This window comes from Leifsonia sp. L25 (assembly GCF_050632895.1).
Window position 1 is genome coordinate 558,871 of record NZ_JBODRZ010000003.1, and the last position, 12,380, is coordinate 571,250.

The 12,380-nt window shown below is 70.3% G+C and carries 12 protein-coding genes and 1 tRNA gene; 5 read left to right on the top strand and 8 right to left on the bottom strand.

Annotation, left to right across the window (positions count from 1 at the left end; all coding sequences use genetic code 11):
* Positions 1 to 89 precede the first annotated feature (89 nt).
* Complete coding sequence (locus tag ACRAWC_RS06610) at positions 90 to 341, top strand: hypothetical protein (protein ID WP_431347025.1); 252 nt, start codon at positions 90 to 92, stop codon at positions 339 to 341.
* Between the two features lie 88 nt (positions 342 to 429).
* On the opposite strand, the gene ACRAWC_RS06615 is transcribed toward ACRAWC_RS06610, so the two are convergent.
* The 4 genes from ACRAWC_RS06615 to ACRAWC_RS06630 form a co-directional block, all read right to left on the bottom strand.
* Positions 430 to 864, bottom strand: coding sequence for an Rv3654c family TadE-like protein (locus ACRAWC_RS06615; protein ID WP_431347026.1), 435 nt, complete (start codon positions 862 to 864; stop codon positions 430 to 432).
* Between the two features lie 436 nt (positions 865 to 1,300).
* Positions 1,301 to 1,480: a DUF4244 domain-containing protein gene (locus ACRAWC_RS06620; protein WP_369960890.1), complete on the bottom strand. Its 180-nt coding sequence runs from the start codon at positions 1,478 to 1,480 to the stop codon at positions 1,301 to 1,303.
* Positions 1,481 to 1,595: 115 nt separating this feature from the next.
* Positions 1,596 to 2,660 carry a type II secretion system F family protein gene (locus ACRAWC_RS06625; RefSeq protein WP_431347027.1) on the bottom strand — a complete coding sequence of 355 codons (1,065 nt, stop codon included), beginning with the start codon at positions 2,658 to 2,660 and terminating at the stop codon, positions 1,596 to 1,598.
* Positions 2,653 to 3,594, bottom strand: coding sequence for a TadA family conjugal transfer-associated ATPase (locus ACRAWC_RS06630; RefSeq protein WP_431347028.1), 942 nt, complete (start codon positions 3,592 to 3,594; stop codon positions 2,653 to 2,655). The genes ACRAWC_RS06625 and ACRAWC_RS06630 overlap by 8 nt, the downstream gene beginning before the upstream one ends.
* 550 nt (positions 3,595 to 4,144) lie before the next feature.
* Here ACRAWC_RS06630 and acs point away from each other — a divergent pair.
* On the top strand, positions 4,145 to 6,094 hold the full coding sequence (acs, locus tag ACRAWC_RS06635; RefSeq protein WP_431347029.1) for an acetate--CoA ligase: 1,950 nt from the start codon (positions 4,145 to 4,147) through the stop codon (positions 6,092 to 6,094).
* A gap of 114 nt (positions 6,095 to 6,208) precedes the next feature.
* Here acs and ACRAWC_RS06640 read toward each other — a convergent pair whose 3' ends face one another.
* Together ACRAWC_RS06640 and ACRAWC_RS06645 are read right to left on the bottom strand one after the other, a co-directional pair.
* Positions 6,209 to 6,679, bottom strand: coding sequence for a RidA family protein (locus ACRAWC_RS06640; protein ID WP_431347030.1), 471 nt, complete (start codon positions 6,677 to 6,679; stop codon positions 6,209 to 6,211).
* Positions 6,679 to 6,813 carry a hypothetical protein gene (locus ACRAWC_RS06645; protein WP_431349497.1) on the bottom strand — a complete coding sequence of 45 codons (135 nt, stop codon included), beginning with the start codon at positions 6,811 to 6,813 and terminating at the stop codon, positions 6,679 to 6,681. The genes ACRAWC_RS06640 and ACRAWC_RS06645 overlap by 1 nt, the downstream gene beginning before the upstream one ends.
* A 115-nt stretch (positions 6,814 to 6,928) precedes the next feature.
* Between ACRAWC_RS06645 and ACRAWC_RS06650 the strand changes: the two genes are divergently transcribed.
* The 3 genes from ACRAWC_RS06650 (at position 6,929) to ACRAWC_RS06660 (ending at position 10,564) form a co-directional block, all read left to right on the top strand.
* Positions 6,929 to 9,397, top strand: coding sequence for a transglycosylase domain-containing protein (locus tag ACRAWC_RS06650; protein WP_431347031.1), 2,469 nt, complete (start codon positions 6,929 to 6,931; stop codon positions 9,395 to 9,397).
* Positions 9,352 to 10,431: a metallophosphoesterase gene (locus tag ACRAWC_RS06655; RefSeq protein ID WP_431347032.1), complete on the top strand. Its 1,080-nt coding sequence runs from the start codon at positions 9,352 to 9,354 to the stop codon at positions 10,429 to 10,431. Before ACRAWC_RS06650 ends, ACRAWC_RS06655 begins: the two co-directional genes overlap by 46 nt.
* A 59-nt stretch (positions 10,432 to 10,490) precedes the next feature.
* A tRNA-Pro gene (locus ACRAWC_RS06660) sits at positions 10,491 to 10,564 on the top strand.
* Between the two features lie 90 nt (positions 10,565 to 10,654).
* Here ACRAWC_RS06660 and msuE read toward each other — a convergent pair.
* Positions 10,655 to 11,248 (bottom strand): FMN reductase, encoded by a 594-nt coding sequence (gene msuE / locus ACRAWC_RS06665; protein ID WP_431347033.1) that lies wholly within the window; start codon positions 11,246 to 11,248, stop codon positions 10,655 to 10,657.
* 103 nt (positions 11,249 to 11,351) lie between these two features.
* A complete protein-coding gene (locus ACRAWC_RS06670) occupies positions 11,352 to 12,368 on the bottom strand; it encodes an LLM class flavin-dependent oxidoreductase (protein ID WP_431347034.1) in 1,017 nt (338 codons plus the stop codon).
* Positions 12,369 to 12,380 lie beyond the last annotated feature (12 nt).

The window sequence follows — 12,380 nt, forward strand, 5'->3', positions numbered from 1 at the left end:
CCTAATCGCCGGACGCCTCGTTCGCCGCGGGCGGACGGCTCGTGCGGCCGGCCCTGTTGCTCGCTGCGCCCCGGGTGGACAATGTCGGTATGGCAACGACCTCAATGACGACGTACACCGCCAAGCTCATCGACGGCCCCCTCGAAGGCAAGACGATCTCGACCTCCTTCCTCGACTCGGGCGAACCACGACCCCGCCTCGAACTCCGCGCTGCGGCGGGCGGGAAGCACTACCTGTACGTCCGCGGCTCCGCCTCGGAGACGGAGTACGCGTCCGACGATCCGAGCGGCTCGCTTCCGAGCGCGGTGGCGTACCGGTACGTGGAGACGGTGTTCGACTGAAGCCGGGCGCGCGCCGCCGACGGCCGGGCCGTGCGGGGCCGCGGTCGGCCGGCTGCGCCGCTCTCGTTCCGCCACGACCCGAAGCGCATCACGGCGATCCCGGCGGACCCGCGCGGGCGGCCGCAGAGGCCGCTCGGCCGAGGTAGGGGACGGACACTTCGACGCTGACGACGACCCCCGCGACGGCGCATCCCTCCATGACCGCGCCGTTCGCCCGTGCCACCGCATCGGCCCGGGCGCACGGCTCACCGCTCATCCTGCCCACCGCAACGTCCGCCGCGGCGAGCGCCGTGGCGTCGGCGGCGACCCGTGCCTTCTGACGCGCGCCCCAGGCCCCCGTCACGCCGATCGCCGCGGTCGTGAGCGTGACGGTCACCGCGACGACGGCGAGCGCGAGGACCGTCCCTGCCCCGCGCTCCCGCCGCCGCGGAAACGCGGGCTCACCGGCGCCGGAGTCGCCCCTGCCGCTGGAGGAACCCTTAACGCCGGAGAAACCCCCGCCGCCGGAGAAGCACTGAGCCATGAGTCATCCCTCCTCTGTGTCGTCGAGCACGCACGAGCGAGCCGACACGGTGAGCCCGACGGCGCCGAGTGCCCCGGCACGGCTGGGCGCGGTGACTGTCACGCACAGCAGCCCGTCGTCGGACCCGACACGACGTGAAGCGCCCTCCGGCGGTGGGGGCGCTGCGTCCCCCGACCGATGAGCCGCGCGGCGGCCCCCGCATGATCGAGCAGCCGCGCCTGCTGAGCGCCCGCCTGGACCGCGCCGACACAGAGCGCCAGACACACGAGCACCGCGGGAAGGGCCGCCGCGAACTCGGCCGTCACGCTCCCCGGTCGGTCCGCAGAGCGCACAAGCCGGCGCACGACCGGTCCAGACCTTCGCCCGGCTGTCCTGCTGCCGTGCTGTCAGCCGCGGCACGCAAGCGACCTCCGAACGTTCGGCGCCCTCCCCATCGTCAGCCATCGACCGTGAGTGCCCGTCTGACGAGGTCGGTGAGGATGGACTTCACCTCGTCGCCGCGCAACAGCATCAGCAGCACGCCGGCGAATGCCACCGCGGCCATCGTCGTGACGGCGTACTCCGCCGTGCTCGCTCCCCGTTCCTCCCAGCGCAGCCGGTGAATGATCTCCCGCATGTGTGGTCCCTTCTCTTTGTTGGTGTTCTGTCGTTGCGCCGCCGTACGGCGGCACACATCGATCGTCTCGTCCGGCGTCGCGGCGATGGGCGGCGCTCCCGGATCTGTGGGCAACTCATGTGAGGCCGGCGAAGGTGGAGGACATCATCGCGAGGATGACGGGCACCACGCCCAGGAGCACGAACGCGGGCAGCACGCACACGCCGAGCGGGAGCAGCAGCCGCACGGCGAGCAGCTCCGCGCGTCGGCGGCCCTCGGCGCGGGCGGTCCGCCGCTCCTGCCGGGCCTCGGTGGACAGGAGTTCGATCGCCGGCGCTCCCGCTCGCTCCGCGATGCGGAGCACTCTGTCGACGGACGTGTCGGCATCCACGACCGCGGCGAGGCCGACGCGGCGCGCGACCTGTGCGATCGTCTCCCGAGCGGCCGCCACCGACATGCCTCCGGCGAGAGCGATCGCCGTCAGGTCATGCTGGATCCCCGCGATCGGCCCCGTCCGCGACGCCGACCGGACGAGCCGGCGCGTCCAGGCCCGGCCCGCGATGAGCAGACCGCACCCCGATCCGGCCGCCATCCAGCCGAGCGGACCGGTGACGAGTGTCCCGATCACATCCACTCCGATGGCGTAGGCCATGACCACTCCGACCGCGGGGAGCCAGGTCATCAGCCGTGCCGTCGCGCGCGGCCCGGCGAGCGCGGTGGCGACGTCGCGCTCCGCTCCGGCACGATCGCGCAGAGCCTCGGCCGCACCGCGCAACGCCGGTGCGAGCGAGGCGCCCGCGTGTTCCGCGACGCCCCATGCCGCGGCGACGGCGGCCACGCCGGCATCGCCGCCGCCGGGCGCCCCGTGACGCGCGGTCGCGGTGGGCGTCGCCTCTCCGCCGGCCGCCGCCGGATACCGGCCACGCCGCTCAGGCATACCAGACGCCCTCGCTTCGTCCCCGGCGCTCACCCGATCTCGCCGGCCCGCCACGGCCAGCGCCTCGGAGGGCGACGTCCCCGCCGCGACGAGCGTCGCCGCCCGCGTCACCGCGGGATGCGTCGCCTCCGCGGCCACGTACTCCCACGCGGAGCGGGGCGAGATGCCCGCATCGAGGAGCACGGCGAGCGCCTCCACGGAACTGGACAGGAGGTCGTCGGCGGGGCGGCCGCGCTCGCGGGCAGTGTGGCGTCGCTCACTCATGCTGCACCACCGCGAGTCGTCCGTCCGCGGTGGTCGTGAAGCGTCCGAAGCCGGCTACTTGGCGGCGGTCCCCCGAACGCTCGACGTGGACGATGAGCCCGATCGCGCTGATCGTCTGCCGAGCGGTGGCGATGTCGCCCAGGCCGGCGAGGGCGCCCAGCGCCTCCATCCGGGCGGGGACGTCGCCCAGCGAGTTGGCGTGCAGGGTGCCGGCGCCGCCGTCGTGTCCGGTGTTCAGGGCGGAGAGCAGGTCGGCGACCTCCTCGCCCCGGCACTCGCCGAGGACGAGCCGGTCCGGCCGCATCCGGAGCGCCTCCCGTACCAGGCGGCGCAGTCCGACCCCGCCGGCGCCCTCGAGGTTCGGCTGGCGGGTCTGCAGGCCGACGACGTGCGGGTGCGGGATGCGGAGCTCCGCGACATCCTCGATGAGCACGATGCGCTCGGTGGGCGGCGCGTGCGCCAGGACGGCCGCCAGCAGGGTCGTCTTGCCCGCGCCGGCGGCTCCGGTCACCAGGATGTTCGTCCGGGCGGACACCGCGGCGCGGAGGAGGGCCGCGCCATCGGCGGTCAGCGAACCGACCCGGAGCAGGTCGTCCAGAGTGAGTGCGGCGGCCGCGGGCACGCGGATCGACAGCAGAGTGCCTCCCGTCGAGATGGGCGGGAGCACCGCGTGGACGCGGACCCCGCCGGGGAGCCTCACGTCGACGAACGGGGTGGCCTCGTCGATATGCCGGCCGCCGGTGGCGATCAGCCGCGTGGCCAGCCGGCGTGCGGCGAGCGCGTCGGGCGTCCAGCCCTCCACCCGGTGGAGGCCGCGCGGGCCGCCGTCGGACCAGAGGACGCCGTCGCCGGTGAGGAAGAGATCTGTGACGCCGTCGCGCATGAGGTACGGCGCCAGCGGGCCGAAGGTGTTCCACATGTCGGGGGCGGGCATCGCGCGCGAGGGAGGCGACGGTGCGCTGAGCGGCGGTGCATTGAGCGGCGGAGCGCTGAGCGGCGGTGCGCTGAGCGGTGGCGGCGCCTCCAGGGCACCGCGATACCCGCGCCTGGCTGGACCGAAGCGCCCGCCCCCATCACTCACCCCGGATCGGGCGATCGACGGCGTGATCCACTGGCTTGAATTACTCATGCCCGCGACGCTACGGAGCCCGAAGGACGCCCGGGTCCGGAGCCGGCGATCCGTGGAGAACCCGCTTCATCCACAGCCGGCCGTGGACAACCTCACGACAAGAACGAAGCGTGAGCCGCCGGGTTAAAAAAGGGGGCCGCACCTATTGGGGGGAACAGGTGCGGCCACTGCGGCGCATGATTGGGGGAATCGATTGCGCCGCACGCCAGAATTTGTCATTCGGCCGCTGCCTAGTTTACGCAGAATCCATGCAAACGCAAGTCTGCTCGGAGGCCGTCACCTGCTGGCTGTAGAGTCATGGATTGTCGCGCCACGACTCGAACACCAGCATCGCAAAGGAGCGAAAAGACTCCCCATGAGCAACACAATCGACAACCTGCTGCACGAAGCCCGGCGGTTCGCGCCCAGCGAGGAGTTCGCCGCGAACGCGGTCGCGACGGCCGAGCTCTACGAACGCGCGGCGGCCGACCGGCTCGGATTCTGGGCCGACCAGTCGCGCGACCTCCTCCACTGGCACACCCCGTTCACGCGCACGCTGGACTGGACGAACCCGCCGTTCGCGAAGTGGTTCGACGACGGCGAGCTCAACGTGGCCTTCAATTGCCTCGACCGCCACGTCCTGGCCGGCAACGGCGACCGGGTCGCCATCCACTGGGAGGGCGAGCCCGGCGACAGCCGCACGATCACGTACGCCGAGCTGACCGCGGAGGTCAAGAAGGCGGCGAACCTGCTCACGAGCCTGGGCGTCCAGGCCGGCGATCGGGTCGCGATCTACCTGCCGATGATCCCGGAGGCCGTCATCGCGATGCTGGCCGTCGCCCGCATCGGCGCCGTCCACTCCGTCGTCTTCGGCGGCTTCAGCGCCGAGAGCCTTCGCTCGCGCATCGACGACGCGGAGGCCAAGCTCGTCATCACGGCCGACGGCGGCTGGCGCAAGGGCCGGGTCTTCCCGCTCAAGGACGCCGTCGACGCCGCGCTCGCGAACGGCGAGTCGACGGTCGAGCACGTGCTCGTGGTCAAGCGCGGCGAGAACGAGGTCGAATGGACCGAGGGCCGCGACCTGTGGTGGCAGGACGAGATCGCGCTCGTCGACGCGGACCACGTCGCCAAGGCCTTCCCCGCCGAGAACCCGTTGTTCATCCTCTACACCTCCGGCACGACCGGGAAGCCGAAGGGCATCCTGCACACCTCCGGCGGCTACCTGACCCAGGCGGCGTTCACGCACAAGAACGTCTTCGACCTCCACCCGGAGTCCGACGTCTACTGGTGCAGCGCCGATGTCGGCTGGATCACCGGCCACACCTATGTCGTCTACGGCCCGCTCGCCAACGGCGCCACTCAGGTGCTCTACGAGGGCACCCCCGAGACCCCGCACCCTGGTCGCTGGTGGGAGATCATCGAGAAGTACAAGGTCTCGATCTTCTACACGGCGCCGACCGCCATCCGCTCCTTCATGAAGATCGGGCGCCAGCACCCGCAGAAGTTCGACCTGTCCAGCCTGCGTGTGCTCGGCTCGGTGGGCGAGCCGATCAACCCCGAGGCGTGGATGTGGTACCGCGACGTCATCGGCGGAGGCGGAACCCCCGTGGTCGACACCTGGTGGCAGACCGAGACCGGGGCGATCATGGTCTCCGCGCTCCCGGGCGTGACCACGCTCAAGCCGGGCAGTGCACAGGTTCCGCTGCCGGGCATCTCGATCGACATCCTGGACGAAGCGGGCGTCCCGGTCGGCAAGGACCAGGGCGGTCTCCTGGTCGTCACCGAGCCGTGGCCGAGCATGTTGCGCGGCATCTGGGGCGACCCCGACCGCTTCGTGGAGACGTACTGGTCGAAGTTCGGCGACAAGTACTTCGCCGGCGACGGCGCCCGCTACGACATGGACGGCGAGATCTGGCTGATGGGCCGCGTGGACGACGTGATGAACGTCTCGGGCCACCGTCTCTCGACCGCCGAGATCGAGTCCGCGCTGGTCGCGCACCCCCTCACGGCCGAGGCTGCGGTGGTCGGAGCGGCGGACGAGACGACCGGGCAGGCCGTGGTCGCGTTCGTCATCATCAAGCAGAACCAGCTCGAGACGGCCGAGTCGATCGACGTGGCGGCGGCGCTGCGCAAGCATGTCTCCGAGCAGATCGGCGCGATCGCCCGTCCGCGCGACATCTTCATCGTGACCGAGCTGCCCAAGACGCGCTCGGGCAAGATCATGCGCCGTCTTCTGAAGGACGTGGCGGAGGGCCGGGAGGTCGGCGACACGACAACGCTCGCCGACACCGCCGTGATGAGCTCCATTCAGGCGAAGCTCACGTAGGCGCCTCGGTCGAAAAAGGCGCAAACGACGAAGAACCGCCGCGGATCACTGCGATCCGCGGCGGTTCGCGTTCATCCGGCTTCTACTCGAACCGGCTTCTACTCGAACCGGCTTCTACTCGAACGCGACGACGATCTCGACCTCGACAGGCGCGTCGAGCGGCAGGACCGCGACGCCGACCGCGGAACGGGCGTGCACGCCGGCGTCGCCGAAGATCTCGCCGAGGACCTCGGACGCGCCGTTGATCACGCCGGGCTGGCCGGTGAACGACGGATCGGACGCGACGAAGCCCACGACCTTCACGACGCGGGTCACGCGGTCGAGCGAGCCGATGACGCTCTTGACCGCGGCGAGCGCATTGAGCGCGCAGAGGCGGGCGTACTCCTTGGCGTCGTCGGCCGGGACGAGGCCGTGGCCGTCGCCGACCTTGCCGGTCGCCGGCAGGGCGCCGGAGACCATCGGGAGCTGGCCGGAGGTGTAGACGTGACCGGCGTCGACGACGGCCGGCGTGTAGGCGGCGACCGGCGGCACGACGTCCGGGAGGTCGATCCCGAGCTCGGCCAGGCGGGCTTCGACGGCGCCCATCAGGCGGCGTCCTCGGTCGGCACCGGGCGCTTGAGGTAGGCGACCAGACCGCCTTCGGGGCCGGTCACCACCTGCACCAGCTCCCACCCCTCGGAACCCCAGTTGTTGAGGATCGCGGCCGTGTTATGGATCATGAGAGGAGTCGTAAGGTATTCCCAGCGCAGCATGGTGCTCTTTTCATTCGGGGGGTTTATCAGGTTCATCGCCTAGATTGATCATATGTCTGCGCAAAAACCACAGGCTAGAGGTGTGCTCGGAGCAGTCGGCGCGTTCGTCGGCATGAGTGCCGTGGCCGGTCTTCTGGTCACCGCTGCCGTCACCCCCGCCATCGCCGTGACGGGCATGGCCGCCAACAACGGCATCGGCGTTTTCGAGGGCCTCCCCGAGTACCTTCAGATCGGTCAGCTCGCCCAGCCGACCACGATCTACGCGAAGAACGGCGACCAGAACGTCCCGCTCGCGACCTTCTACTCCCAGAACCGCCTCCCGGTCGGCTTCGACCAGATGTCGCAGGCCGTCAAGGACGCGGCCATCGCGGGCGAGGACCCGCGGTTCTACAGCCACGGCGGCGTCGACATCCAAGGTACCATGCGCGGTGTGCTGTCGACGGTCTCCGGAGGCGGCGTGCAGGGCGGCTCCTCGATCACCCAGCAGTACGTCAAGAACGTGCTGCTGCAGAAGTGCGAGGCCATGCCGATCAAGACCGCCGCAGAGAAGAAGACGTACCAGAACTGCGTCGACGACTCGACGGGCGTCACTCCGGACCGCAAGGTCAAGGAGATGAAGTACGCCATCGGCCTCGAGAAGAAGTACACCAAGGACCAGATCCTCGAGGGCTACCTCAACATCGCCGGCTTCGGCGGCTCGGTCTACGGCATCGAGGCCGCGGCCCGCTACTACTACAACACCACGGCCGCAGCGCTGACCCCGGCGCAGGCCGCGAGCCTGGTCGCTATCGTCAACGAGCCGACCGGCCTCAAGATCGACAGCCCCGACTCGGCGACGAACGGCGCGGCCAACGGCTACGCCAAGAACAAGGACCGCCGCGACTACATCCTCGGCAAGATGTACGAGTACAAGAAGCTGACCAAGGCGCAGTACGACGAGGCGATCAAGACCCCGATCCAGCCGGTGGTCACCCCGTCGGCGCGCGGCTGTCAGACGGCGGGCGGGGCGGCGTACTTCTGCGACTACGTGCAGAAGATCATCCTCAACGACCCGTCCTTCGGCAAGGACGTGGACACCCGCACTGCGACCTTCAACCGCGGCGGCTACAAGATCTACACCTCGCTCGACCTCGACCTGCAGAAGGTGGCGGAGGACACGCTCGCGTCGTATGTGCCGCAGGTCTACAAGGTCGACATCGGCGGCGTGCTGGTCGGCGTGCAGCCCGGCACCGGCCGCGTGCTCTACATGGCGCAGAACAAGCAGTACAGCCAGGACCCGGACGTCCTCAACTCCGGCGCGCAGTACACCAGCATCAATTACGCCACCGACTACGCCTACGGCGGCTCGGGCGGGTTCCAGGTCGGCTCCACGTACAAGGTGTTCACCCTCGCCGAGTGGCTCAAGCAGGGGCACTCGCTCAACGAGACCGTGAACGCGAACCTCCGCACCTACACGAGGTTCAAGAACACCTGCGACGGCGACTGGACGGGCACCTACCGCCCGACCAACGACTCCCCCGGCGAAGAGGGCATCCGCTCCGCCCAGAACGCCACGACCAACTCCATCAACACGGCCTTCATCGCAATGGCCTACCAACTCGACCTCTGCCAGATCCGCAACGAGGCGGAGGCCTTCGGCGTCCACACCGCGACGGGCACACCGCTCGGCACCACACCCGCGTCGGTGCTCGGCACCAACAACATCGCCCCGCTGACGATGGCGACGGCCTTCGCCGGCATCGCGAACAACGGTATGACCTGCTCGCCGATCGCCATCGACAAGATCGTCAGCGGCGACGGCACGGAGGTGCCGCCGCCCGCGAGCAAGTGCACGCAGTCGATCGACCCCGCGATCGCCAACGCGATGGCCAAGGGCCTCCAGGGGCCGCTTCAGGGCGGTGGAACGGCCAGCGGGATGAACACGACCGGCAAGGACATGCTCGGCAAGACGGGCACCACCGAGAACAACGAACAGCTCTGGCTGGTCGCCTCGACCACCAAGGTCGCCGGTGCGTACTGGGTCGGCAATGTGACCGGACATCAGGACATGCGAGCCACCTACCCGACGCATGGCAAGTCTCCCGCGTCGCTCCGTTCGTCGGTAATGCGGACCATGATGTCCGCGGCGGTGGGCAAATACGGCGGCGACCCGTTCCCGACACCTCCCAGCAAGCTCGTGCAGGGCGTCCAGGTCGCTGTCCCCGACCTCACCGGCAAGACCCCAGACGAGGCGAAAGCCATCCTGACCAGCCTCGGCCTCGACAGCGCCGACGGCGGCCCGCAGGACTCGGCCGCCCCGGCCGGCACGGTCGCGTCGACCAACGCGCCCGCCGGTTCGTCCGTCGGCAAGGGCACGGTCATCACGATCTACACCAGCAACGGGTCGCTGGTCGCGATCCCGAACGTCGTCGGGCAGAAGCTCTCGGCGGCGCAGGCGGCCTTGGCGGCGGCCGGTTTCGTCGCGAAGGTCGGCGCTGGCGCTTCCCCGACGACATCGTCCAGGCCATGGACCCCGGGGCGGGAACGGCCGCGAAGGCCGGCACCCCGGTGACCCTCACTCTGCAGAAGAGCACCCCCTCCCGGACCGGGAGCGGGCGGCTAGTGGCCGGCACTTCGCGTTTCAAGCCGGTGGGCACCGCACTCGCGGTGCTTGCCGGTGCGGGTGCGGCCGCGTTCGCGTACGGCTCGCTCGTGGAGCGGCGCGCGTTCACACTGCGCGAGGTGAGCGTCCCTGTGCTGCCGGCCGGCGCCGAACCGATCCGGGTGCTGCACCTGTCCGACCTGCACATGGCGCCGTGGCAGGCGGACAAGCAGGAGTGGGTCCGCCAGCTCGCGCGCTTCCAGCCGGACCTCATCGTGGACACGGGCGACAACCTCAGCCACGAGAACGGCCTGGAGGGCATCCGCGCCGCTCTCGACGCGTTCCGTGGCATCCCCGGCGTGTTCGTGCACGGCTCGAACGACTACTACGGCCCGCAGCTCAAGAACCCGTTCAAGTACTTCTTCGGCCCGTCGAAGCGGCACTCGTCGACCGCTCCCAGGCTCGACGACAAGGCGCTCACCGCGTACTTCGAGAGCCTCGGCTGGCTGAACCTCAACAACGCCGCCGGCGCCCTCGAGATCCGCGGAACGCACCTCGAGTTCTTCGGCGTGAACGACCCGCACATCCAGGCGGACCGCGTGGAGGCCATCCCCGGCGCCCTGGACGAGCTGCGGGAGGACGACCCGTACTCCGACGACGCGACATGGCCGACGGACAAGCCGCGCACGGAGCGACCCACGGTCACACTCGGCATCGTGCACGCCCCGTACCGGCGGGTGCTCGACGCGTTCGTCACCTACGGCGCCTCGATGATCTTCGCGGGCCACACGCACGGCGGCCAGGTGTGCGTCCCGGGCTTCGGCGCGCTCGTCACGAACTGCGACATCCCGCGATCGCAGGTCAAAGGCCTCAGCATCTGGCGGCACGCGTTCCGCGCGGCCTACCTCAACGTGTCGGCGGGGCTCGGGACGTCGATCTACGCGCCGGTACGGTTCGCCTGCCGGCCGGAGGCGACGCTGGTCACGCTGACGGCGTCGGAGTGAGCCGCGTGGTCATTCGCACCCCTCGCGCTCGTGTATCCTAGATGAGGCCTTCGGGCCACCGGGGTGTGGCGCAGCTTGGTAGCGCGCTTCGTTCGGGACGAAGAGGCCGCAGGTTCAAATCCTGTCACCCCGACCCACATTCAAGAGCCGGTTCGATGATTCGAACCGGCTCTTGTCGTCTGTCTCGGAAAGCGCCGTGGTTCCCCAGAACGCATCGTGCTCTTCAGAACGCATCCGGCCGCGCGAAGTCCACGGTCGCGTACAGCGACTCCGAGTCGATGTGGGAGCGGATCAGCGGCAGCGTGCGCGACACCGTCGTGTTGATGCGCTCGCGGAGGTCGACGGAGGAGATCGCGTAGTCGGTGAAGTCGGACTCGCTCGCGTAGATGCCCAGCGGGAGCGTCAGCGACTGGAAGAAACCGAACAGCGGGCGCATCTGGTGCTCCACCAGGAGGGCATGGCGGTCGCTGCCGCCGGTCGCGGTGAGGACGATCGGCTTGTCGATGAGTGCGTACTGGCCGATGTGGTCGAAGAACAGCTTGAAGAGGCCGGTGTAGGTGGCACGGTAGGCGGGCGAGCCGACCACGATGACGTCGGCCTTCTCGACCGTCTCCAGCGCCTCCTGCACCCGCGGGCTCAGGCCGCTGCGGAACGGGGCGGCGCCGAGCGCGCCGAGCAGGGGCGCCAACTCGATGGTCGTGGAGGTCCCGCCCGTCGCCGCGGCGAACGACCGTGCCACCTCGTCCACGAGGACCGTCGTGCGGGAGGGCGCCGTCGGGCTGCCGCTCACGCCGACGACGTGTGGTGCGTGTGCCATGCGGGGTACCGCCTTCGCTGGGTGGGGGTCGGGAGTGCGGCCAACGCTACCCCCGGCCCTCCCGGAGTGCCCCACCGGCCGTCACGGTCCGTCATGGAGGCCGTCAGGCAGCCGGGTACAGCCCCGCCACGATCTCCAGCGACCGGATGCGGCCCTCCACGGTCGCGGCGCCGGAGGAGATCATCAGCTCGTCCACACCGGTCGAGGCGATCAGCGCATCCAGGCGCGCCTTCACGTGGTCCGGAGTCCCGATCGCCTGACGGGCGTTGCGGGCGGCGATGAACTCCTCCTCCGCGGGACTGAACTCGTAGGCGAGCGCCTCCTCGATGCTCACCGGCTGCGGCTTGAGGCCGCGGCGCATCCGCAGGAACGAGAGCTGCCCGGGCAGCGACAGCGCGCGCACCTGCTCCGGGTCGTCGTCCGACACCACGTTCACGGCGATCATCGCGTGCGGCTCGGCGAGCTGCTCCCCCGGCTCGAAACGCGACCGGTAGAGGTCCAGGGCGGCCTCCGTGTTCTCCCCCGCGAAGTGGTGGGCGAACGCGAACGGGAGGCCGAGCGCCGCGGCGACCTGGGCACTGTAGCCGCTGGAGCCGAGCAGCCAGATCTGCGGGGCGTCGCCCAGGCCCGGCACGGCCGTGATGCCGTGCAGCGGGTTCGCGTCGCTCAGGCCGCCGTAGAAGAAGCCGAACAGGTCCAGGAGCTGCTGCGGGAAGTCGTCCACGCCGAGGCCTTCCGCGCTGCGGCGCAGGGCCAACGCGGTGGCGCCGTCGGTGCCGGGCGCGCGGCCGATGCCGAGGTCGATGCGGTCGCCGTACAGGGCGCGGAGGGTGCCGAACTGCTCGGCGACGACGAGCGGGGCGTGATTGGGGAGCATCACGCCGCCCGAGCCGACCCGGATGCGCTCGGTCGCCGCAGCGATGCCGGCGATGAGGACGGGCGGGGCGCTGGAGGCGATCGCCGGCATCCCGTGGTGCTCGGCCACCCAGAAACGCCGGTAGCCGAGACGCTCCGCCTGCTGTGCGAGGCGGACCGTCCCGGCTACCGCGTCGGCGTTGCTGCCGCCGGCTGGCCGGCTGGCGAGGTCGAGGACGTTGAGGGGGATGCTGGTGGAGGTCACAGGGAGGGCAAC

Excerpts from the sequence above, each read along its gene's own strand:
- ACRAWC_RS06610 (WP_431347025.1), top strand. The coding sequence starts at position 90 with ATGGCAACGACCTCAATGACGACGTACACCGCCAAGCTCATCGACGGC.
- ACRAWC_RS06615 (WP_431347026.1), bottom strand. The coding sequence starts at position 864 with ATGGCTCAGTGCTTCTCCGGCGGCGGGGGTTTCTCCGGCGTTAAGGGT.
- ACRAWC_RS06620 (WP_369960890.1), bottom strand. The coding sequence starts at position 1,480 with ATGCGGGAGATCATTCACCGGCTGCGCTGGGAGGAACGGGGAGCGAGC.
- ACRAWC_RS06625 (WP_431347027.1), bottom strand. The coding sequence starts at position 2,660 with ATGAGTGAGCGACGCCACACTGCCCGCGAGCGCGGCCGCCCCGCCGAC.
- ACRAWC_RS06630 (WP_431347028.1), bottom strand. The coding sequence starts at position 3,594 with ATGCCCGCCCCCGACATGTGGAACACCTTCGGCCCGCTGGCGCCGTAC.
- acs (WP_431347029.1), top strand. The coding sequence starts at position 4,145 with ATGAGCAACACAATCGACAACCTGCTGCACGAAGCCCGGCGGTTCGCG.
- ACRAWC_RS06640 (WP_431347030.1), bottom strand. The coding sequence starts at position 6,679 with ATGGGCGCCGTCGAAGCCCGCCTGGCCGAGCTCGGGATCGACCTCCCG.
- ACRAWC_RS06645 (WP_431349497.1), bottom strand. The coding sequence starts at position 6,813 with ATGATCCATAACACGGCCGCGATCCTCAACAACTGGGGTTCCGAGGGG.
- ACRAWC_RS06655 (WP_431347032.1), top strand. The coding sequence starts at position 9,352 with ATGGACCCCGGGGCGGGAACGGCCGCGAAGGCCGGCACCCCGGTGACC.
- msuE (WP_431347033.1), bottom strand. The coding sequence starts at position 11,248 with ATGGCACACGCACCACACGTCGTCGGCGTGAGCGGCAGCCCGACGGCG.